Here is a 22,154-nt window from a genome sequence, read left to right as displayed (position 1 = left end):
TTTTCCTGTTATTTGCAATAACTAATATGGACAATATGATAAAATGTTAAGCAAAAACAACAAATTAATTAGAAAGCTATTTTTCCATGAATCATGGGATATTATGATCATCAAAAATAACTCTCATTCTTTCCCTGACAACACCCTGGATATTCTAAATAATTCACAAGCAAAATTACTTAAGAAAAAATATACCTTCCAGGCAGATCCTTTTATTATAGAGAAAGATAATAAACTCTACCTTTTCTATGAAGCACTTAGCTTTCTAAATTCTAGAGGCATTCTCAGATGTCGGGTTCTTGACGATAATCTTAATGAGATTCAGGATATCAAACTAGAAGGGTTTGATGAGTTAAAGTGCCATTTATCCTTCCCATATATTTTTTATCTTAACGATAATCTGTTTATGATTCCGGAGTCTTCGGAGCGAAAAGAAGTGATACTCTTCCAATCCACTGAGTTTCCCACTCACTGGAAAAAGGTAAAGGTGCTAATTTCTGACGCTGAATTTACCGATAATATATTCTTCACTCTAGATAATACCTGTTACCTCATTTCTACCACGCTGAAAAATGAGATGATTATTCATACAGCAGATCAAATCCTCGGTGAGTGGAAAAAAATAAACCCGTTTTTAAAACTGTGCAACCACCATCACCGTGGGGCCGGCGCTTCTTATTTTATCAATGATAAGAAATATATCCTCACTCAAGAATGCACGGCTGACTCTTACGGAAAATCCATTTTTATCAAAGAATTAACCAACCTCAACCCACTGATTTTTGAAGAAAAATTGGTGGCGCACGTTACACCTGAAATCAACCAAAGCGCAGGTATTCACACGTTAAACTTTTCGAATAACCATCTTGTTTATGACACCAAAAATTGGGTATTCAGCCTTTTATCTCCTTTAAAAAAGGTTCTATTTAAGGCTTGGGTTAAATACCGTAAAAATCGTTTGCCTGAATAAACATAAGAACAACCCGTCGACCGGTGCTACGCTTTCAATAGTTGACAGTAAATTAAGCACCTAATACCACACTAGTTTTGTAATATTTATCTGGAGATATTATGGCAATTCTTGTAACCGGTGGTGCTGGATATATAGGCTCACATACTGTATTGGCTTTACTTGAAAGGGGTGATGACGTCATCGTTATCGATAATCTCTCTAACTCATCTCAAGAATCTTTAGACCGGGTTGCAGAGTTAACAGGAAAAAAAACAACTCTCTATGTTGCTAATATTTTAGATAAGAATGTTTTGAGAACTATTTTTTTAAAACATGCGATTACTGATGTGATTCATTTTGCTGGTTTAAAATCTGTTGGCGAGTCAATTAAAAAACCACTGGAATATTATGAGAATAATGTTTCTGGGACAATAGTGTTACTTAGTGAGATGCTAAATGCCGGTGTTAATAGCCTCATTTTCAGTTCATCTGCCACCGTCTATGGGAATCCCGAAAAAGTGCCGTTGAGTGAAGATTGCCGGACCGGTGGAACCACAAACCCTTACGGCACATCCAAACTGATGGTTGAGCAGATTCTGCGTGATTTCTCCCTCGCACAACCGGAGTTTCGCATTACCTGTTTGCGCTATTTCAATCCGGTTGGTGCTCATCAATCGGGGCGAATTGGCGAAGATCCTAACGGTATTCCAAATAATCTGGTTCCCTATATTTCGCAAGTGGCAATCGGCAAACTCGAATATCTGTCGGTATATGGCAATGATTACCCTACACCTGACGGCACAGGCGTTCGCGATTATATCCATGTGCTGGACTTAGCAAGTGGTCATCTGGCGGCATTGGATCATCAAAACAAGGATTCATCTTTTAAAGCGATTAATCTGGGTACTGGTGTGGGTTATTCCGTCATTGACCTTATTGAGGCATTTGAAAAAGCATCTCAGACAAAGATTAACTATAAGTTTGTGGAACGCAGGGCCGGTGATATTGCGGAATGCTGGTCAGATTCATCTTTAGCAAAACAATCATTGGGATGGCAGGCCACGCGAACGATTGATGAGATGATGCGTGACACCTGGAACTGGCAGAAAAATAATCCGAATGGTTACAGTTCTTAGTATGGCGGGACCCATGAATGGGCCAAGTATTACCAACGCATATGCAGCTCGAAGTATGACGGGTATTTACACTCTGAGTCTGTCTTTCCAGACTCAGAGCCAATTAATTACTGACATTTAACTTAGAAATCCGATACCAGCTATCACCTCGCTTCCCTTCGTTAGCCAGATTAATTCTCGATTTCCCCGTCCCATCCAGCATTGCCACTTCGATATAATACTGCCCGTTAGCCACCGTCGAAGGTATTGGCAGTTGATAAATGGTTGGTCGCTTTCCAGGTAACCAGGTGCGAATATCATCACTGGTTTTCCCCTGAGCAATGACTTTGTTCGACTCGTTGACCACACGCCATGTCACGTCATATTTCAAGTAAATGGGTGCGATCCCGTCATTAGTCCACTGGCTATTTAGCGTCAGGATACCGCCTTTTGCGACAGCAGAATTATGGCTCAATGATACTAAACGAAAGCGATAACCCAGTTTGGTCAGCGCCCGGTCGACAATGCTGCGATACTCTTCTGGCACCGCCCGTGACTTCAAATTAATCGTACTGGCGTGTTGTGCGATGGCCCAGTCAAATGTCCGTTGTACTTCGGCAAGAGTGTAATGTTGCTCGGTTTTCCATTCCGGCATGTACCCGCAGATTTCAAAACTCACAGGCGCTCGTTTCCAGGCATCATTAAAACCGGAATACGCAGCTTGAGCCGCCTCTAAGCGCTGCGGATAATCATCTTCCATCAGATTCCAGGTCGACGAAAAGTTACGCCAGTCGCCCAGACAGTCAGCCCGCCAGCCTGCGCCCTGCTTCACGGCGCTGACCAGATTGTCGCCACCGGCAATCAACATAATTTTCGGTGTTTTTGGAAACGCGGCAAAATGCATTCTGACGTACTGTTCTAATTGCGCTGGTGTGTAGCGTTTATCGAGCGGTTTCAGTGAGGGGAAATTGCTGTTGTGCCACTCTCCCCACGACCCCACCATGCCAATATCAAGGTATGCCAGGTTTTCATTTCCGTCGTAGCGCTTGCCGAAAGCATTGAGCAAACGCTGGCTATATTGGAGAAATACGGGGTCATCCAGATTGGGAGCGAAGGTTTTTCCGTCTGAAGTCCAGACGCCCTTAACTTTTTTAATTAACCAGTCAGGGATTTTTGAATCGCTTTCCGGGCCATCGAGCGCCATAAAGCGCAGCCCAACGTTCATCGCAGGCGTGTGCATCGCCGCGAATTTAAAAGCGTCGTCAACCAGCGCGTAGTTAAATTGCCCTTCAACCGGTTCAAGCTCGCTCCAGTAGAAGCGCTCGTATTCAATGCCAGGATTCGGGTAGTCGGCCTCGGTGTGTTGCTCGCCGTAACCCTGGTGAAAACTGGCAATGCCCATGCCGGGGTTGGTGAGCGGACCAGATAGCGCCATCGGTGTAACGACTGTCATCGACTCAGCCAGTACGGTTCCCGGTACGACCATGCACATCAACGCTATAAAAGTTTTAATATTCATGAGACTCCGTTATCCGTAGTGGGTTATTGACCCAAAAGCTACTTGTTCCTCAGACTGAGCCACCAGTCCCAAATCCCAACATGGAAATCATGAATGAGATCAATGCCTACTGCAGACTTGATCATATATAGCGTAAGTAACACGCAGAGCGTTGCGAACAGCAAGCCAGAAAGGATCAGAATCGTCACGACGATGCGCACCAGTGTCGATTCTTTACGTAGTCGCTTGCGGAAATCTCGCCCTAGCAAAAAGACCAGATAATAGCGCGTGCCAAAAAATGGGAAGCTCTTGCGGATATCGATGCGGTGACGTGACGACAACGTGACTGAAACTATCGCATCTTCTATGTCCTGCTTTTGTTCAGCAGTCAGTTGTGCCTGGGTTTGCTCATCAAGCACTTCATAAAAATGATCAAGTATGAGTGGGCGTCTGGTTGAATTGCTCAATTTTAACCTATTGATTTGTTTATTGAGTGGTACACATTGACTGTTTTTCTGGCAATTTCAAGCCAGTTATAATTTCGCAGGAAGTCACTGTAATCGGTACTGTTGAGTACAACTCTTGTCTTAATTTTTTCGGCTAACTCAGCTACATTGCCAACTTTAAAATAGGCTTCAGCTGGCAACCCTACTTCCAAATTCGCCGGAATATCACTGACCACAGCAGGCAGTGAATACGACATTGCTTCAAGCAAAGCTATCGGCAATCCTTCGTGATACGAAGGCATTATAAACAGCTTAGCCTGGGAAAATACCGCCTTCAGTGCATCACCTTTTAAGAAACCGGTCAAAATAACATTCGGTGTTTTTATCGCTAATTGCTTCAGCTGCATACTGTAGTCAGAAGGATGGTCCGCATCACCAACCAATACTAATGTCTCTGAGACACCAGATTTTTGGTAGGCAACAATTAAATCATGTAACCCTTTTTCTTCCACAAAACGCCCTACCGCTACAAGATAGTTCTTAGGTTTTAATGCGTAGCGATCCAGTGTTTTACTGATGGTTTCTACTGCCAGCGGTTCCGGAATATTAACGCCGTTGTAGATTAAATGTGCATCCATACGCCTGTGTTTTTTTTGGATCAGCTGATTAATAACTTCGGAAATAACAATGACTTCATTGGCATAATTAACGGCAAGCTTTTCGCCAATCAGTAAAGTCTGTTTTGCAATGTATCCCCACTTCTGGCGCTCATAATCAGGGCCATGATGAGTAAATACCACTTTCTTGCCCAGCAAACGCAGTAACGGCACGACAAGCCCTGGGCCAATGGCATGAACATGAACAATTGATGATTTATCAAACACGGTGCTAAATGCTGCTAAAACTGAATGGGCAATGGCTTCTAAAGAGCGTTTTTTCGGTGCCCAGAGTGCGCGAGTTTCGATATTTTTGTACCGAGAATGACGGTAATCGACATAAGGAGCACGAGCGATAACACAGATATCGACATCAAATTGTTGTTTGATCGCGGGATAGAGATTTTGGCAATGCGTCTCTACCCCACCTAGTACATCAGGAATTCCACGAGTGCCCAGAACCGTAATTTTCCTGGTCATGTTATGGCTTACTTAACAGTTCTTGATACAGATTTAGTAATGCCTGAATATGATCGCGCATTGCATATTTACCGCAAAGGCGATCATGGGCATTTAGCCCCATGCGTTGGGCTTTTTCTGGATTAATGGCCAAGTCATCAAGTATATCGGCAAGCTGTTGCGAATTTCCTGGTTCGAATAAGGCCCCATCAACACCATCCCGGATTTGTTCAGGTATTCCGCCAATGCGTGACCCAACAATTGGCCGCGCAAAAGACATGGCTTCAAGTACTGACATTGAGCAATTTTCATTACATTCCGAAGGCACAATAATCGCACGCGCGTGCTTTATCAGATTGTCTAATTCTTCACCCTGATGTACAAAACCAAGAAACTCAGCATCGGGATACTTCTCAATCAATTCATTGTAGATAGGACCATGGCCGACAATTTTTAGTGGTATTTTATTACGCATCATCTGATGCGCTTGCGCTAAGGTTTCAATCCCTTTTTCAGGGCTGATACGACCAACAAAAAGCAAATAGCCTCTATCTTCAATATTATCAAATGGTTGGCTGTCATCAATGCCATTAACAATAACGTCAATGCGCGAATTGGGTAATGTGTGCTTTATCACCCCCCGCAAAAATTCACTAGGAGAGATAATAACGTCAATGGCCTGATAGTTTTTTGCAATATATTGCCAGGTTGCTTCTAAAGAAAGTAATAAACTCTTAAATGCCGAGCCTTCATAGCAACGATATTTGAATGCGTTATAGACGGCACCGTTGATACAAGCATCACACACTTTGCCATCGCGCAACATCGCATATGAAGGACAAGCAATTTTGTAGTCGTGAGCAGTTAACACCGTTTTACAACCAAAATCACGGGCAACTTTTATAATTGCAGGTGTTAGCTGATGATAGATATTATGAAAATGAACAATATCCGGGCGTTCTTTCTCCAGTAACGCTTTCATTTTCTTGCATGCTTCAGCGTTATGAATAAAATTTACAGCTGTTTTAACCCCGCCCAACAAGTTACCGCTTTTATGATAGTCAACATTACTGACAAAATATTCTGCATAATCTGACGGGAAGTTTTTCTCATGGTGCATTGAAAAATCAATAACTTCGATACCGGCCCGCTTCAGCATATCGCGCTCTTGAAAATAAACTGTTTCCGCGCCACCTTTGATGTAGAAAAATTTATTTACTAGTAATATTTTCATCATGGCCGCCTATTCATGAATAACTTTGCTGTCGGGTGGAACCATAGGATCTCGTACTGAGTGAGTCAGCCCTTTGACTAACCCAGCAGAGAGTACGGCTAAATTTATTACACTATACAACCCGTTAGTTAATGAGCGATTTTTGATCGCTTTCAGGATAATAAATGCAAGTAATGGCAGTAGAGCTACACCTACAATTTCAACATTGAATGTCAATATCGAAACCAACAGCAAAAACATATAAATGGAAAAAATAATCTCGTTTTTGACCATTCTGAAAACATGACTCAGATAGGGTCTTCCCCATGCACTGCGTAATAACTCACCTGTTGCCTGGTTATAGCCACTGCGCCAACGGTACATTAATAATTTAAATGTCGACATGTTATGAGAGGTGTGGCTGAAATAAGGAACATTAAGGCGATGTAGTTTATAACCGGCATGTAATAAACGCATCCCGAGCTCTGCCTCTTCAAAGGCATGCAGATTACGGTTGGTAAGATAACCAATTTTTTCAATTGCCACGCGACGATATAATCCTCCGCCCCCTAAATGATCGCAATCACCTATCGGATATATTTCATGTAGTCGTTGCTTGCGTGACTTAAACTCATAATTTGCCGCATCATCCATTTCAACGGTACCCGCAACGCCCGCATAATCTGGATGTGCCTCAAGAAATGTAACTGCACTATCAATAAACCCTTTTTCCAGTTCCATATCGCCATCCATTAACAGCAGATATTCACCCTCGCTATACAGATAACCTAGTTGATGCCCAACCCCACAGCAACGATCCGCAGGCTGCGTTAAAGACACCACGGTCACACCTTTAGCGCTTGCTAATTGTTGAGTGTTATCGGTCGATAAGCTATCAGCTACGATGATTTTATGCGGATATTCAGCAATCTGCTGTTGGATACTATCGATGGTTTTCTCGATGCATTCAGCTTCGTTAAAGGTTTTAATACTCACTGTAATAAACGGTTTATTAGCCATACTATTGCTCCGCATAGCGATAAACGGATCGACGAATTACCAGACTCGAACCCAGCGATAAATAAAAAACAAATTGCAGCATTGGGGTGATTGTGAGTATTTGGCTATAGGGTAGGCTCAATAAACAGCTAATCGCAAAAACACTAAAAGCAGGTGAAAAACTCAGTAACTGGAGGTCTTGCTGGTCTAAATTCTCGCGTTCCAATAAGGGCTTAGGCTGCACGATTTTTAGCGTATAAATAATTAGGCCAATAAAAAGCATTGTTCCTACTGCACCCACTTCCCAAAGCAACATGCTCAAAGAAGTCGAATCCAGAATCAAATTATAGGTAAGGTTTAAAAATCCCTGCGAGACTATACTGCCGCTGTTTGTCGCATTCAGACCATAGCCAAATAACGTGCCAGAAAGCCCCCAAAGATCGTTATTTTTAAGCCAGAAAGTCAGTGTGGTAAAGCGACCAACCTCCCCTGATGGCAGAATATAATTGGGATCAAAAATGTAGTCTAACGAAGACAGGAAGACACTTAATGAACTCTCGGTTGGGTCACTACCAAATGCAGATGAATAACCAGAAGCCAGGATAATTATCGCAAATACAATCAATAGAGCCATGCCTGCAAAAATAAGCAGCAATGCTTTAAGATTTACTTTACTCATCCCTTTAACGTAGCTTGGCATTAGCCAAACCCAGCACATGAGTATTGGCGATAACAAGATAACAAACTTTACCTCGCCAACAATACATAAGCCAAAACCCAATATGATATGCAGTGCCATTGATTTAAATGTCGTTAGCCCATGCTTAAATTCAGAGATTTTCAACAGCATAATCAGCAGGCAAAACAGCCCCATTGCCGCAGTATTACCGCCGCCCATCGGGTCACCGCCGAAGGTTCCAACCACTGAATCCCATTTATCTTCCTCACCATACGCGGCCACACGCTGGGGAACCACAAACAACAATTGGTAAAGGACCAACGGGAATTGTGCGTAAAATACCCAGTATAAAGTTTTGGTTACACGGTAGACCTGCGATTCACGGCAGAATCCCAGTAACAGACAGAGCATAATTAGAGATAGTGCAATTTCATTTTTAAATCCGACAATCGCATCCGTTATCCCTTCCTGTAAAATTGTTGAGACGCCCGCCATGACCAGGAAGATGAGATAAAGCGTGAGCACGATTATTTCTTGCTTATCCAGCAGTAGTGCTTCGTAGCGAGTTTGCATGACCAATAGGATAAACATCAGCAATGTCAGAAAAAAGGGGATCCACAGCACCGATAATACGCCGGTGAAATATTGAACCACCCCACAAAACACCAGGGTAATTAAAGAGTAGGTCTGTAAATAGTGCCCTGTATTAATATTCATAATACAACCGGTCTATCTTTTAAAAGGTTGGCGCGTTTATTGACCTTCAGATAAATAAACGCATAGCGGATGAATGTTAGTACTGAGAACAGAATGATTGATGTGGCATAGTCATTATAAAAATAGGGTACAACAACAAACGAAATCAACACGATAGCCAATTGTTCAAACTGAATGCGCAAAAAGTAACGGTGAGAGCCAAAAATAAGCTCAATCACTGTCAGTGGGCAGACAGCCAAAGCCGGGAACAAATAAGGCAACATATATCGCGAGGTCGGAATTGAGTTAATCCAATCTTCACTAAAACCAAGGTGCATAACTATTGGATAGAAGATAAATACACCCAAGGTACAAATCACCCCCAGTACCAGCAACAGCAAGCGTACTTTTTTGTACTCGTCATAATTGAAGGTGTTATGTCTAAAATCGATAGACCATTTTGAAAAAATAGCGTTGCGAACGGCATTTCCAACGATCACCACCGGAGCAAGACAGAAGCGGCTGACAATAGAAAAATAGCCTGCCGTCAGTGCTGAGAACCAAAAGTTAATTAGCATAATAGGTAAATTGCCGTTTGCCATTGCCAGCACTTCAGCACTGCCTACTTTGGTGATGTGATGAACGTGTTTATTAAAGAACGCCAGATTATTTCTCGGACTTAAATGCTGCAATGTCACCGAGCGCATATCAAACGCGCAAAGAATGCAGCCAATCGTCAGCAGCATCATCAAACCTGCCCATGCCCAATAGAACGCCTGGACATGTGTGGTGAGCATGACAGAAAGCACCACCACTACGGAAACAGATATCCTCTGAAAGACTAAAAAGCCAAAATTAGCCGTACGTAACGATAAGTTCTCCGATATCAACACCCACGTATTAGAAAGCGTGAGCAGATAAAGGAAGAAGATATTCTGGTCAAATAACCACGCAGTTAGCAAAGCATACGGCAGAGCAGTAATCAGACTTTGCAGTAAACAAAATACGACGTTTTGGGCCAGTTCATCATCATGTTGCTTCGGAATCAAAAGTTGCGAAGCAAATGTGCATACCTGGGCACCAATTAGCGCAATACTGTAATTAAGCGCGTAAAGCCCTACCTCTGCCAGATCATATTTGTGAGAAATCAACCAAATAGAGAGCGCACCAATCAATTGCGAAATGACTGATGAACCAGCAATCGTAGACGCGCTCTTCAGTAAACTCATACCCGGCCTGTGCCATTCATCAGTTCGTTAGTTTGCAGGTTGAGTGAACGTAATCCCTCTTTGGTTTCCAGATTTTTATCAAAAACTTGATTGATGACTACGCCGATAACAACAGACTGATTGGTCTCGAGTTTATCCAGGGCCTGGATAATGTGCTCGGCCGGGGCCGAACCTGCTTTTAGTACGAATATCAGGCCATCTGTAACCCGACTAATTAACTGGCTATCCTGGCTCTGATTCACCGCTGAGGCATCGATAATAATGCGCTGATATTTGCTGCGGAGCTCACGCATTAAGTGCTCAAGATTTTCTGATGACAGCATTAGCAATGATGAAACCGTCGCATTACCACGCGCCAGGAAATCAAGATTTTCATTCACTTTAACAATCAAATTTTCGGAGGTGACTTCACCACGAAGCAACTCGGCAACACCTTGCGCGGAAGGCTTAGCAAGCTCGCTCGACAAACCCTCTTTATTGTAAAAATCCAGGTCGATAAGCAGAGTTTTTTGATCGAAGCTAAATGAGTTAGCCAACAGATTTGCCAGCAGTGTACGCCCATCACCATGGTCCGCTGATGTCACAGCAATCGTCTGAAGCTGCCGATTATCCAGCATAATATGGGTGCGGATACTGTGAATGATGTCGGCGTTGAGCGGATTATTGGAGATAATATCGCGGATTTGCGCACGATTCCCGAGCCCCTTATAGCGGCGAATCTCACCGAGTGGTTCGAGGTTCAAACGCTTCTTCACCTGGCTCAAGTTGTTAATCGTGCTGTCCATGGCGGCTTTCACAATGAAGTACATGATGCAAAATGCCAGCGCTAACAAGACCACCATAATAAACAGCAGCGATTTATTAGGCTTCGATGGGCGTTCAGCCGGTACTGCCGGGTCATACAATACAGCGTCCGCCTCAGTATAATTACTCGAAAGTGACTGCTCTTGAGTGCGTTGGTACAGCGTTTTATATGACTCTTCTGTTTTATCCAGCGCCAGTTTCAAACTGTTATAACCATCGCGCTTGGTGGCCAGTTTCTGGAATATCTCTTTTTGCTGATCTAACTGTTTCTGGTAGCTATTTTCATCTGCCAGCGCTGCTTGATATTGCTGACGCAATCCCGTTTCAAGCTCACCCAGCACACTATAGGTTTGATCCTGGATCGCCTGAACCTGAGCCTGAGCTTCCTGGATTTTGGCATGCTTAGGCCCATAGGACTTACGTAATTCATAAAGCGAACGTTTCGCCTGGATCAAGGCAATACGTAAGTCCTGAATTTGTGCGTGATCCGAAATTACCGGAAGAGAAATGACATCTTCGAGGGATTTTCCAGCCCCCCTCCGAACTTCGTTATAAAGCGATTCTGCGGCCACGCGGCGCTGGGTCGCATCAGCCAAACGGTTAGTCACAATACCTAACTGCTCTGTTTCAAAACCATCTACACCACGGAAGGTCAACAGCCCTTCTTTATTAAGGTACTCATCAATTGCCTGCTTTTGTTCGGCAATTTGTTTCTGCAACTCGTCCATTTTCTGCAGATTGCTTTCTCGAGCTTTCTGCGTATTGATACGTTTTTGCTCAGCCGTGTAGTTAATAAACGCCTGCGCAACACCGTTAGCCACCTCTGCTGCCATTTCTGGGGAAGGTGACTCATAGGAAATAGATGCCAGATGCGTCGTGCGAATACTGGTAATAGAAAGATTCTTCAGCATGGTTTTAAGAGCATTATCAATACGTTGCTGCTGATTTTCCGGGGTGTTAGCATCTTTGCTGTCTGATTTAACACCATTGAAATCTGGATTTTCATCCAGTTTCAGATTTCGAACGGCCTGTGTAAGCACAATACGTGACTGCATCAACGCGTACTGTGTTTCGTAGTAGCCGTTACGTGTCGAGTCATAGCCATCGACTTGCGGGAACGGTGAGACATTATCAGGCTGTGCCTTGACCAGCACTGTTGCCGTTGAGACATATTTCGATGTCATCATGTTGATAAGTGGCCAGGCAATCGCCCCTGCAATCACACCGCCGAGGAGGATTTTCCAACTGTTTCTTTTAATTTCCTTAGCAAACCGGGAGAAATCGATAGAGCTTTCTCGTTTCTTGCCATTTTCAACTATTGATAGTTTCATAGTTAGAAGAAGCCCATGCCAATAATCACGATATCACCAGGGTGAACGGAATGTCTTACGTCCACGTTCTCAAGCAATTGGTTTGTGCCTGCTAAGCGAATATTGATATCTTTGCGATCGGCTCTATCTGTAAAGCCACCGGCCTGCGCAATCGATTTTTCAACTGTGAGTCCAGGTTCATAGGAAAATCCATTCGGATTTTTTACCTCCCCTGAAACATAGTATTTACGGAACTCAGCAATATTCACCGTCACCATTGGATTTTGCAGGTAATCTCCTCGCAGACGATTAGTTAACTCTGCACTTACCTGTTCTGGAGTTTTGCCTTTTAGGGTGAGTTGCCCAATATAAGGGAAAGTAATAGTTCCGCTTTTATCGAGTATAAATTTCATTGTTAGATCAGGTTCGCCGTACACATTAATACTAACGGCATCACCTGCATCAAGCAGATAGCCTTTTGATTCAGAATCAGGATTATCCATTAGTGGCGGCTTAGATGCAGAACATCCTGCCAGAAGCACACTGAAAAATAAAAATACCCACAGTTTCATTATTTTCATTTTAAATCTGCACCTTAGCTGTAAACATAATCAGCGAATTGTCATAACCTAACGTTCTCAAGACTTCTCTGTCGTCGTCAGGTCCGATATAAAACGAATCGGTCTCTTTATTGGAGTGCAATGTATCTATCTGATATTTCAACTCAAAATTAATAGAGGGCCTAAAGTCATAGCTCATGGTGAAGGTGAACACACCATCTTTGTCATTTCTGTCCTTATCTTGCTTCTTATAGTCTTCCGTGGTGTATGAGTAATCTAACAAAGTGGAGAAACGGTCATCGAACCAAAAGTGTTGATACGAAATGCCGTACTGTGAAACCAAAATATATCCCCCCACTTCTGAAGGGTCTTTAATGCGTTGTGAGGTATGTGCTGTAAAAATAGATTGTTTAAGCGGTTTCCACTCACCCTTAATATCCCAGTTTAGCCCATTAAAATCCTGCGAGTTGGGATTGTTCTCAAATGTTTTATACAACCATGCCAGGTTCATATCGATGTTAGTTTTACCGGTAACCTGTGATTTTATTCCATAAAGCAAATAATATTCGTCACTGTCTTTTTCAGAAGCATGATCATAATGGATCTGGTTGGTAATAAAGCTATAACGGAAACGCGTTTGCGGTGTGTACTGGTCGAAAATTTCAGCAACGAGGCTGTTTTGATGCCATTCCTGCTGCTGAATATAGTTGTAAAAATCATTATCAGTATTCTGCACATCCTGCGTATTACCGAAACGAAGTTTTTTATAAATCAACGCAACTTCTGCTTTGCCACGCCCTTCAGGAGCACCGTAACTATAACGTAGTTCACTGTTTAATAAGTTAGTGCTTAATGGAGAATTAACGCCAAATTCTTGAAATTGCTTGGGTATAAAACCTTCCGTTATGCCACGACCACGGTCTTCATGTCCAAGAGCATCTTCAATATTTAACATGAGGCCATGCATTAACCCATAGCGCCACGCGCCATTGAAACGAAAGAAATGGTCGTTGTAATTATCAGTTGAATCATTGTTATAATTGCGATAATCACCTGAGTACATTAATAAATATTTATCCTGATACCGTTGGCCAGTTAAACTTAACTCAGGTGTAGCACTGATAAAGTTTGAACCAATAGCATCACTTTTATGTGGCTGATAAGTCACATTATCTTCATAACCATAATTCACACCAACGTTGCTCTGAAAATCTATACCCGCAATGCCGATATGTGATTTCGGTGTTAGGTCTGCCATGGCCGGCGGCGATAAAACCATTGCGGCAATAATAAAATATTTAATATGCATTTTTACCGACAAATCCTTTGAAAATAGTTTTTATAATAATTTTAATATCTAGCCATAGCGACCAGTTCTGGATGTATTCGATATCGTACTCAACACGCTTTTCCATTTTATAAAGTGCATCAATTTCGCCGCGATAACCGTTAATTTGTGCTAATCCTGTGATCCCAGGCTTAACTTTATGGCGAATCATGTAGTTTTCGACTTGCTTGCGATATTGCTCATTATGTGTGACTGCATGCGGTCTGGGGCCAACAATTGACATACTGCCCTGCAATACATTAAAAAACTGCGGCAGTTCATCGAGCGAGGTGCGACGTAAAAATGCACCAAACCGAGTGACTCGTGGATCATCTTTTGTTGCTTGTACCACCGTATCAGAATTTTCCATCACGCGCATAGTACGGAACTTCCAGACTTTAATTTTTTGTCCGCTCAAACCGTACCTGTCTTGCTTGAAAAATATCGGCCCTCGTGAAGTTAGTTTTATCCCGATGCTAATCACTAATAACAACGAGGAAATCAATACCATAATAATGCTGCCAATCACTAAATCTTCGGCACGCTTAATAAAAGAGCCAAACCCTTCAAACGGAGAACTCAGGATGCTGATGGTTTGCAAATCATCGATAGAGCGCAACTGCGACATATGGGTACTGTAGGAGTTAAAATCGGGAACGATATAAGTATTAACCGTGGTATCTGACATCATCGACAAAAAGTGACGTATTCTTTCCAACGCCACTAGTGGTAATGCGATATAGATCTCATCGACCCTTCCCGCTTTGGCCTCATCAACAAGACCACTTACTGACCCCTTAAAGGGGCTATTGATTTGGCCGATAAGTGCGCTGAACCTTGATACATCACGTTCATCATAAAAAGCCAAATCCAATTTCATATCCGAGTATTCTTTAAGAAGTGCCTCTTCGACCGCCAGACCATTCTCTGTAACGCCCACAATCGCCACATGTATACTTTTCTTAACGGAGTATTTCAGAACAATTAAATGGATCAAATAGAGTAAAAAAAGAGGAATGGCATACCAAAAAAGTGTTACCGGGAAAAAACTATTTTCAAAAATTCTTAAATAGCCTAAAGAATGCAAGCCACCAGTTATAAACCTGACAAACTCAACAAAAACAATAGTTAAAAATGAGCACAGGATCAATCTTAGTTGACCACGTACACCCCATTTCTTTGGTTTATGTAGATAAAGTTCAGTGTACTCGCCAAATAGTAAGAAAGAGGTAGAAAAAAGAAAGCTAAGCATCAAAACAGTACTCGCTGACTCGAGTGCTAATAGCAATGCGCTCAATATTAAAATCAAGTTTATAAAGAGAAAATCAGCAAATTTAATAAATACTGGATACCCTCCATGGGTAAATTTCAAAGAATTTCTCGGCATAATTAGACTCGTTATTCATTGAATTATCGTTTCTGAATTTTCTTTTTCCGATCTAATTATATCATAGATGTAAAAAACGCGGGCGAGTTGTTAGAAAATGTAAAGTTAAATGTTAGCTTCCCGAAGAGACTTAAGCACTATCGGAGTATGAGATAGATATTTGTTTTAATAGAGTTTATTAGGGAGTACATAAGTTTATATAGCGATTTAAGCCATTTTTACAGATGGGAAGTAGTTGCGGTTATAAGCATTTTACAGCAGCCAGACAGCACACCGAATGCTGCCTGGTTATTAAAAGAAAGATTTTGTGGCGTGTAATTAATGTAAAACTTCCGACCCAGCCTCACGCTTTTCTTGCCAGTAACGATGCAGTTGTAACGCAGCAGGACCAATTGCTGCCTGGCTGGCTTCATATTCTTGCTCAGTCATTTGCTCAAGCTTTGCAATATGCGCTTCATCACCATGTAGAGCTATCGTTTCCAGCGCGGTTTCCAGTTGTTCTGGCAATGCCTCCCAGTTACTCAGTTCAACACCACGCATATAGCCAAAACACCACTCTTCTACAATGGTGTATTCCTTGCCATCAATTTCGCGTAAACCAAATAGCGGCTCGAACTGATCCGGAGCATGACACAGTCGCTCTGCAATATCGTTCATATGCTGGCATGCGAGATCGTTAAAGCGTTGCTGCTCCTTTTCACTCTCCCAATGAGGCAATTGTGATTCACCGCCCCAAAGTGCAGTTTGCCACTGCGTGAGTTGAATCGTTCCAGGGGCAGAAAGAATAGCAGTGAGCATCCCGTCCAACTCGGACACATCCAGTACGGAATCATCGTTACCATACTGAGTGAGGGTATCATCCAGCCATTCCAATTCTTCTTCGTTTAGTGGCCCTTGATTCATACTGAGTTCTCCAGAGTTTGTGCGATTTTTAAGCCAATGTTGATGCAAAGACTCATACGATTGATTTCAGCCTATAGTATGCCGTGATATTCCTCTAAGAATGAAAGATTTGTCAGATTGCATTCATAAAACTCCGATAACCATAAGAACAAAAATCACCCAAAAGTGATCTAACGGAAAGGCTTATCATTGATTTTATTACCAGGGTGCTCAAGGTGGGAGTTGTCGCCCAGCTACACATAAGTGTGCGGGCGATAGATGGCCATAGCGAGGAAAAGAGCAGCCTTCTCTATAGCACAAATATCAGCAAGTAAAATCGAGTACAATTATATAGCCCAAACTAAACAAGCTTTGAGTATAAAATATTCAAATACTCAAGATTAATTTATTAGCAATATTCACTGGTAATACTGACCTTAATATATGAAAGCATTTGAACCAGGAAAAATGATAAAGTTTTAGCACATCCCTATCACTTATTGAGTCTTCGTTGCACACGTGCTGGTGTAACTCATCAATCCAACATATCGAAACCATCAAATAACATTAACTTAACAAGTGACATTTTGATAGTTCTTAACTGCTATTTTTAGAGTTGATGACCTTAAAAACCTATCACAAAATCTATTTATATTGATTCACTGAACATTTTGAACGATCATTTACATGATACAGAAATATCTCTTTCATCTGGTTGGGTGGATGGTTACGACGGTTTTACCGATCCGATTCAGAACCATTTTTTCACGGCGTATCACCCCTTCAAGTAGCAGTAAAGAAAATTTCTGATATTTCGAGCACATTTAATGTGTAATTTTACACATTAATTATAGCCATCTATAAAAAATTATTTAACAGAGAAGAAAGCATGTTATTGGCAGAAGCCAAAGATGATATTTTAATCAAAAGAATGATAGGCCCTTTGTGTATCGGAGTGGCATTTTTCTTCTTTCAGTTTCTGGCCGAGTCCCTTACCGCTCAGGAACAGATTGCAGATGCGACAATTCGGTTTTATGACCTTACGCTACCGCTGATTTCTGCTTTGCTGGTGTTATACAGAAAGAAGGCACTTCCCATCCTGGGGATATTTTTCCTTTATTCGATTTCTTGTCATCCGTTATCAGCGAAACTGACTCTAACGTCCCAGTTGCTGGCAGCACTCATCAGTCAGCTACTGTATTACTGGCACACAGGAAAACGTGGTACGGTCAGTTTTGGGCGAAGTCAGTTAACTCCCCGACGCATTGGTTGGCTTGTTTGCTGTAATTCTTTGTTATGTATAACTTTTCATCACTCACTTCAGACTTATTTTGATCCAGAATCAGCCACTGAAATTTTTACAGTACAGACTCTGATTAACCTGCAGTGGATGATGAACTCTTGTATTACGGGTATTCCCTTTTGTTATCTTTTACTTCGGGTCTGCCATAAGCCTGCATGGGGACTTCAATATTTAAGACACGTAAAAGCATCAGTAAAATCAGGCCCATCCGTTTTATATCAGGCAATCTGGTGGTTTTTACTGCTGATAATTATGTACTGCCTGATTTCAAAAAATCTCAATACGCTGCTCTTTACTGATTATTCTTTACTGTGGTTATTACCGGTAATGTTATGGGGGACAGTTCGTATTGGGCATGCTTTGGTGGCTCCTGTATGGGTCATCATACTGGCATTGCTGGGAAATTATATTGATGGATATATTTCAATAGCAAATACCCTTACAGATGCCAACCATCTGCACAGCTTAATCATATCATCCACAACAATTTTCATTTTCTCCCTGACCATTGTTGCAACAGGAGTGATATCTGCGCACAACCTAAAATACTCCCAGCATGTCAGCAGACTGTACCGCTCCGAGCCAAACACAGGGCTGCTAAATTTTCAGGCTCTGAGTATGGATATAGATAAACACTCAGCTGAAGCATTATGCCTGATTCGTTGCCCAGAGCTAAATGAGCTTGAACAGACTTATGGTGTGGAGTTTCGCTTTGAATTTGTTAAAGCGTTAAGTTCGTATATAACAGGCTTATTGCCATGTTGTGGCCAGGTTTATTACAGCCCTGGTCATGGTATAATTCTAAGGCTAAACACGCTCCCAGACGTCCCCGTATTTTACAGATCACTAAGGGTTTTCCGCTTTCAATGGAAAACATCTATCCTCGGGCTCAATTGTGGGGTGGCTTATACTAGTGATAAAAGAATCATCCGCAACTTATCAGAAGCAATAAAACAGTTAAACATTAACAGTTATATTTCCTTGTTGCATGGAAGACCGTTATCTCTGAGCCCGACGGTTCCTGGGGATAACATTGTTGAGTCAGGGATGATACGCGATGTTCTGCAACAAGCTATCGACAGACAATCGTTGTTGCTAATGGCACAGCCAATTGTATCCACGGTGCTCACCGCACAACCTGTTATCTCTGTTCGGGGTAAAATTCATTACCATGAGATCCTTATTCGCCTCAAAACAGCAGATGGTAAACTAATTTTTCCTGATACCTTTCTGCCCCTGGCACGCAAAGGTGGCCTGCTGCCTGCACTGGATATTACGGTAATTGAACAAACATTCCGCTTTATGCAGACAAGGAAAGTCTCAGATCCTGATTGTTATTTTTCAATCAACCTGACGCCAGAGTCACTTTACCAAACTGACTTTCTGGATAATGTCTCAACATTATTCAAGAAGTACAGCATAGCTCCTTACCGTATTATTTTTGAAATTATTGAATCTGAAATTCTTGATAACGACAATGTCTCAGACATCCTGAGAAGTCTGCGTAATGCGGGCAGTAAAATTGCCATTGATGACTTTGGCACCGGCTCCTCAAGTTATGACAGATTGCGTGTTCTGAATGCAGACATTCTAAAAATCGATGGTTCTTTTATCAAAAATATTATTGATGATCCATTTAGCTACTGTGCCGTTAAATCATTTTGCGAAATGGCGAAATTGAAAAATATGGAGATAGTTGCAGAGTTTGTTGAAAACGAAGAAATCGCGCAGATGCTAACTGAGATGGGTATCGATTGGTTACAGGGATACCATATTGGAAAACCTATCCCCGTTGAGCAAGCAGAGCTGTAGCTTTGTATTAAGCTAATTATCGCATTTGACTCAGAAACCGCTCAACAACCCGGCAGCCTAAAATCCTAATAGGCTGCCGGGCTGGTTTTACATTATCAGGCTGTGGTTTGTCGTTGATTGGAGCCTATGAGCACAAAACGTGAATTTCAGGCATAAAAAAACCACCCGGAGGTGGTTTCACGACACTGCTTATTGCTTTGATTATTCTTATGTTTCCCATGGTGCCCGGGGCGGGACTTGAACCCGCACAGCGCGAACGCCGAGGGATTTTAAATCCCTTGTGTCTACCGATTTCACCACCCGGGCTCGGGAAGAAAGTGGAGGCGCGTTCCGGAGTCGAACCGGACTAGACGGATTTGCAATCCGCTACATAACCGCTTTGCTAACGCGCCAAAACCTTTTACCTTCGCAGGCTGTAACAGAAACTCTGCTACATAAATTTGGAGCGGGAAACGAGACTCGAACTCGCGACCCCGACCTTGGCAAGGTCGTGCTCTACCAACTGAGCTATTCCCGCAAAATCTTACTAATTAACCTTAAAGCTAATCATTTGATTTTACTATCTTCTGGCAAGCTGTACTGCCGTTCGATGCGTTGCATTCTACTTACCTGACGCGATGAGTCAATGAAATTTTCCGTCATCACGCTCCGTTTGCTGAATTTTGCACCGCACCGATCACGGTTCGAGCAAATAAGCCTCTGCTGCGTCCAAATATTGATGCATTAACCAGTAAATGGGAATCAAATTTGATAATCCAATATCGTTTCTTCTGGTTCAAGTGCCAGCCTTTTGATATCCGCAACCGAAAGCTCCGGATTACATAGCTCAATAAATCGCCAGACATAATTCCGTTGTAGCTGACCTCGCTTCAATCCGAGCCACACGGTGTTAGTGTCAAAAAGATGGCGAGTATCGAGCCTGACTAACTCCCCTTCCTCGCTGCTTGCCTGAAATGCCACCAGACCGATACCCAGTCCTAGTTCAACATAAGTTTTCACCACGTCTGAGTCTTGCGCACTCAGCACGATATCTGGAGTCAGTCCACGGCGTGAGAACGCTTCATCAATACGCGCACGTCCGGTAATACCCTGACGATAAGTAATAATCGGCCAATGGCTAATATCATCAAGTGTGAGGGGATTAGCATGGATCAGTGGATGACCGCGCGGCACCAATAAAGTGTGAGACCAGCGAAACCACGGATAAGCAACGACTAAGGGATCGGTACTTAAGCGCTCACTGGCAATACCAATATCTGCAGTACCGTTATGCAGCAGCATCTCGATTTCTTGCGGTGTCCCCTGAATTAGCTCAAGACGTACTTCTGGGAATAATGTGCGGAACGATTTGATAACCGACGGCAAACTGTAGCGTGCCTGAGTATGCGTGGTAGCAATGGTGAGTACACCGCTGGTGTCGTTGGTAAATACATCGGCCAGACGACGTACATTACTGGCTTCATTAAGAATACGTTCAGCAATCACCAGCAGAGCTTTACCCGGCTCTGTCATGCCCAATAAACGTTTACCGCGACGGATGAAAATCTCGATACCGAGTTCTTCTTCCAGTTCACGAATATGGCGGCTTACGCCCGATTGCGAAGTGAAAAGCATATTGGCGACTTCGGTCAGGTTGTAGTCCCGCCGGGCCGCCTCGCGGATGATTTTGAGTTGCTGGAAGTTCACATTGCCCCCGGGGCATAACCATTCTTTACACTATTGTTAAAGTGGCAACCCCGATATAACAAATAATAAAAACCAGCAACTTATTCGATTTAGCAATAAGCCGAATCATCCTACCAGTAGCAGTTCGCGATTTTCCTGTGCAGGACGAACCACCAGCGACATCAAAATGTCTTTTACTGCCTGCGCCTGCGGGGTCAGCGCGCTACGGGCCGATAAATTAACCGAGAGTGGTAAATTCAGGGATGGGCTGGTGATACGAGCCATCCAGCCGTTTGCTGAACTCACCAGCGAGCGTGCCGCTGATTCTGGCAACACGGTCACCCCCATACCGCTGGCAATAGCAGCCGTCAGCGTCGAGATAGAATCAATCTCCCCGGTAATTTTTGCCGTTAAGCGGCGTAATGAGAAAGCTTCATCCACGCGTTTACGCACGGCGCTGTAGTCTCGCGGCAGGAATAGGTTCATTTCGGCCACCGCAGAAAGATCGACTGTCTGACCTGGACAGTCGCGGGTGCCGACCAGAAACAACTCCTCTTTAAGTAACGGTTGGCTGGTGATGCCCGCCGTTGGAGAACGGTCATACAAGACCGCCATGTCAAGCTGGCCGCTTAACAGCTTGTCATTCAGGACAGAACTACTGTTCTCATGCAGATAGACCAGCACGTCGGGTAATTCCGCACGTACTGCCTGTAATAAAGGCATGGTAATTGAAGACGCTGCGGTACCGGGAGCCAGACCAATAGAAACCTGACCACCTAAAGTTTGGCCCACATTGCAAACCGCTAATTGAGCCTGTTCACATTGGCGCAAAATAGTTCGCGCATGGGTATAGAGAATTTTTCCTGCTTCTGTTGGCGTTACGCCGCGTTTGGTACGAATTAATAGCTGCTGATCCATTTCACCTTCAAGGGTAGCAACTTGTTGGCTCAGTGCCGGCTGCGCAATATGCAGCACTTCTGCGGCTTGAGTCAGGCTACCAATATCGACGATTTTCACGAAGTACTTCAGTCGTCTTAAATTCATTTTGCCCCCTACACGGAATGCCAACGCCAGTCTCGGCAGTGATGTCTCTCTAAGAATTGCAATATGCTTGCCACTTTTGAGAAACATCCGACCAGATGTCCTAACAAGCTGGATAATA

Annotated in this window: 17 protein-coding genes and 3 tRNA genes; 3 read left to right on the top strand and 17 right to left on the bottom strand. The window is 43.0% G+C overall.

Annotated features, from left to right (window positions below):
* Positions 1–43 precede the first annotated feature (43 nt).
* Positions 44–970 carry a glucosamine inositolphosphorylceramide transferase family protein gene (locus LVQ79_RS09740; protein ID WP_232864768.1) on the top strand — a complete coding sequence of 309 codons (927 nt, stop codon included), beginning with the start codon at positions 44–46 and terminating at the stop codon, positions 968–970.
* 101 nt (positions 971–1,071) lie between these two features.
* Positions 1,072–2,088 carry a UDP-glucose 4-epimerase GalE gene (gene galE / locus LVQ79_RS09735; RefSeq protein ID WP_232864767.1) on the top strand — a complete coding sequence of 339 codons (1,017 nt, stop codon included), beginning with the start codon at positions 1,072–1,074 and terminating at the stop codon, positions 2,086–2,088.
* A 103-nt stretch (positions 2,089–2,191) separates the two neighbouring features.
* Here galE and LVQ79_RS09730 read toward each other — a convergent pair whose 3' ends face one another.
* From LVQ79_RS09730 to LVQ79_RS09675, 12 genes are all read right to left on the bottom strand, one after another.
* Entirely contained in the window at positions 2,192–3,586 is a 1,395-nt protein-coding gene (locus LVQ79_RS09730) for a DUF4832 domain-containing protein (protein WP_232864766.1), read from the bottom strand.
* A gap of 38 nt (positions 3,587–3,624) precedes the next feature.
* Positions 3,625–4,032 (bottom strand): hypothetical protein, encoded by a 408-nt coding sequence (locus LVQ79_RS09725; RefSeq protein WP_232864765.1) that lies wholly within the window; start codon positions 4,030–4,032, stop codon positions 3,625–3,627.
* A 2-nt stretch (positions 4,033–4,034) separates the two neighbouring features.
* Positions 4,035–5,147 (bottom strand): glycosyltransferase family 4 protein, encoded by a 1,113-nt coding sequence (locus LVQ79_RS09720; RefSeq protein WP_232864764.1) that lies wholly within the window; start codon positions 5,145–5,147, stop codon positions 4,035–4,037.
* Between the two features lies 1 nt (position 5,148).
* A complete protein-coding gene (locus LVQ79_RS09715; protein ID WP_232864966.1) occupies positions 5,149–6,360 on the bottom strand; it encodes a glycosyltransferase family 4 protein in 1,212 nt (403 codons plus the stop codon).
* Between the two features lie 9 nt (positions 6,361–6,369).
* Positions 6,370–7,359: a glycosyltransferase family 2 protein gene (locus LVQ79_RS09710; protein WP_232864763.1), complete on the bottom strand. Its 990-nt coding sequence runs from the start codon at positions 7,357–7,359 to the stop codon at positions 6,370–6,372.
* Position 7,360: 1 nt separating this feature from the next.
* A complete protein-coding gene (locus LVQ79_RS09705) occupies positions 7,361–8,734 on the bottom strand; it encodes a capsular biosynthesis protein (protein WP_232864762.1) in 1,374 nt (457 codons plus the stop codon).
* Positions 8,731–9,942 (bottom strand): lipopolysaccharide biosynthesis protein, encoded by a 1,212-nt coding sequence (locus tag LVQ79_RS09700; RefSeq protein WP_232864761.1) that lies wholly within the window; start codon positions 9,940–9,942, stop codon positions 8,731–8,733. The genes LVQ79_RS09705 and LVQ79_RS09700 overlap by 4 nt, the downstream gene beginning before the upstream one ends.
* Positions 9,939–12,077: a GumC family protein gene (locus tag LVQ79_RS09695; protein ID WP_232864760.1), complete on the bottom strand. Its 2,139-nt coding sequence runs from the start codon at positions 12,075–12,077 to the stop codon at positions 9,939–9,941. The genes LVQ79_RS09700 and LVQ79_RS09695 overlap by 4 nt, the downstream gene beginning before the upstream one ends.
* 2 nt (positions 12,078–12,079) lie before the next feature.
* The gene (locus LVQ79_RS09690) at positions 12,080–12,637 is read right to left on the bottom strand and encodes a polysaccharide biosynthesis/export family protein (protein WP_064512018.1); all 558 of its coding nucleotides are present in this window, start codon (positions 12,635–12,637) and stop codon (positions 12,080–12,082) included.
* A gap of 1 nt (position 12,638) precedes the next feature.
* Entirely contained in the window at positions 12,639–13,925 is a 1,287-nt protein-coding gene (locus LVQ79_RS09685; protein ID WP_232864759.1) for an outer membrane beta-barrel protein, read from the bottom strand.
* Positions 13,915–15,330, bottom strand: coding sequence for an undecaprenyl-phosphate glucose phosphotransferase (locus tag LVQ79_RS09680; protein ID WP_232864758.1), 1,416 nt, complete (start codon positions 15,328–15,330; stop codon positions 13,915–13,917). The genes LVQ79_RS09685 and LVQ79_RS09680 overlap by 11 nt, the downstream gene beginning before the upstream one ends.
* A gap of 318 nt (positions 15,331–15,648) precedes the next feature.
* On the bottom strand, positions 15,649–16,233 hold the full coding sequence (locus LVQ79_RS09675) for a UPF0149 family protein (RefSeq protein ID WP_304502994.1): 585 nt from the start codon (positions 16,231–16,233) through the stop codon (positions 15,649–15,651).
* Between the two features lie 868 nt (positions 16,234–17,101).
* On the opposite strand from LVQ79_RS09675, the gene LVQ79_RS09670 reads away from it, so the two are divergent.
* On the top strand, positions 17,102–19,327 hold the full coding sequence (locus tag LVQ79_RS09670) for a sensor domain-containing phosphodiesterase (RefSeq protein ID WP_232864757.1): 2,226 nt from the start codon (positions 17,102–17,104) through the stop codon (positions 19,325–19,327).
* A 219-nt stretch (positions 19,328–19,546) separates the two neighbouring features.
* Here the strand turns inward: LVQ79_RS09670 and LVQ79_RS09665 are convergent.
* The 5 genes from LVQ79_RS09665 to nac form a co-directional block, all read right to left on the bottom strand.
* A tRNA-Leu gene (locus LVQ79_RS09665) sits at positions 19,547–19,633 on the bottom strand.
* A gap of 12 nt (positions 19,634–19,645) precedes the next feature.
* Positions 19,646–19,719 (bottom strand) — tRNA-Cys (locus LVQ79_RS09660).
* A 49-nt stretch (positions 19,720–19,768) separates the two neighbouring features.
* Positions 19,769–19,844, bottom strand: a tRNA-Gly gene (locus LVQ79_RS09655).
* A 224-nt stretch (positions 19,845–20,068) separates the two neighbouring features.
* Complete coding sequence (cbl, locus tag LVQ79_RS09650) at positions 20,069–21,013, bottom strand: HTH-type transcriptional regulator Cbl (protein ID WP_232864756.1); 945 nt, start codon at positions 21,011–21,013, stop codon at positions 20,069–20,071.
* Between the two features lie 105 nt (positions 21,014–21,118).
* Positions 21,119–22,036 carry a nitrogen assimilation transcriptional regulator NAC gene (gene nac, locus LVQ79_RS09645; RefSeq protein WP_232864755.1) on the bottom strand — a complete coding sequence of 306 codons (918 nt, stop codon included), beginning with the start codon at positions 22,034–22,036 and terminating at the stop codon, positions 21,119–21,121.
* Between the last annotated feature and the right edge of the window lie 118 nt (positions 22,037–22,154).

The organism is Buttiauxella cochleicola, assembly GCF_021282405.1.
Taxonomy (GTDB): domain Bacteria; phylum Pseudomonadota; class Gammaproteobacteria; order Enterobacterales; family Enterobacteriaceae; genus Buttiauxella; species Buttiauxella massiliensis.
This window is presented reverse-complemented; position numbering and strand designations above follow the sequence as displayed.

What these genes read in the sequence shown, in the direction of transcription:
- LVQ79_RS09705 (WP_232864762.1), bottom strand. Translation starts at nt 8,734, where the DNA reads ATGAATATTAATACAGGGCACTATTTACAGACCTACTCTTTAATTACC.
- LVQ79_RS09680 (WP_232864758.1), bottom strand. Translation starts at nt 15,330, where the DNA reads ATGCCGAGAAATTCTTTGAAATTTACCCATGGAGGGTATCCAGTATTT.
- LVQ79_RS09685 (WP_232864759.1), bottom strand. Translation starts at nt 13,925, where the DNA reads ATGCATATTAAATATTTTATTATTGCCGCAATGGTTTTATCGCCGCCG.
- LVQ79_RS09730 (WP_232864766.1), bottom strand. Translation starts at nt 3,586, where the DNA reads ATGAATATTAAAACTTTTATAGCGTTGATGTGCATGGTCGTACCGGGA.
- LVQ79_RS09690 (WP_064512018.1), bottom strand. Translation starts at nt 12,637, where the DNA reads ATGAAAATAATGAAACTGTGGGTATTTTTATTTTTCAGTGTGCTTCTG.
- LVQ79_RS09670 (WP_232864757.1), top strand. Translation starts at nt 17,102, where the DNA reads ATGTTATTGGCAGAAGCCAAAGATGATATTTTAATCAAAAGAATGATA.
- LVQ79_RS09695 (WP_232864760.1), bottom strand. Translation starts at nt 12,077, where the DNA reads ATGAAACTATCAATAGTTGAAAATGGCAAGAAACGAGAAAGCTCTATC.
- LVQ79_RS09675 (WP_304502994.1), bottom strand. Translation starts at nt 16,233, where the DNA reads ATGAATCAAGGGCCACTAAACGAAGAAGAATTGGAATGGCTGGATGAT.
- LVQ79_RS09715 (WP_232864966.1), bottom strand. Translation starts at nt 6,360, where the DNA reads ATGAAAATATTACTAGTAAATAAATTTTTCTACATCAAAGGTGGCGCG.
- LVQ79_RS09720 (WP_232864764.1), bottom strand. Translation starts at nt 5,147, where the DNA reads ATGACCAGGAAAATTACGGTTCTGGGCACTCGTGGAATTCCTGATGTA.
- LVQ79_RS09700 (WP_232864761.1), bottom strand. Translation starts at nt 9,942, where the DNA reads ATGAGTTTACTGAAGAGCGCGTCTACGATTGCTGGTTCATCAGTCATT.
- LVQ79_RS09710 (WP_232864763.1), bottom strand. Translation starts at nt 7,359, where the DNA reads ATGGCTAATAAACCGTTTATTACAGTGAGTATTAAAACCTTTAACGAA.
- LVQ79_RS09740 (WP_232864768.1), top strand. Translation starts at nt 44, where the DNA reads ATGTTAAGCAAAAACAACAAATTAATTAGAAAGCTATTTTTCCATGAA.
- galE (WP_232864767.1), top strand. Translation starts at nt 1,072, where the DNA reads ATGGCAATTCTTGTAACCGGTGGTGCTGGATATATAGGCTCACATACT.
- nac (WP_232864755.1), bottom strand. Translation starts at nt 22,036, where the DNA reads ATGAATTTAAGACGACTGAAGTACTTCGTGAAAATCGTCGATATTGGT.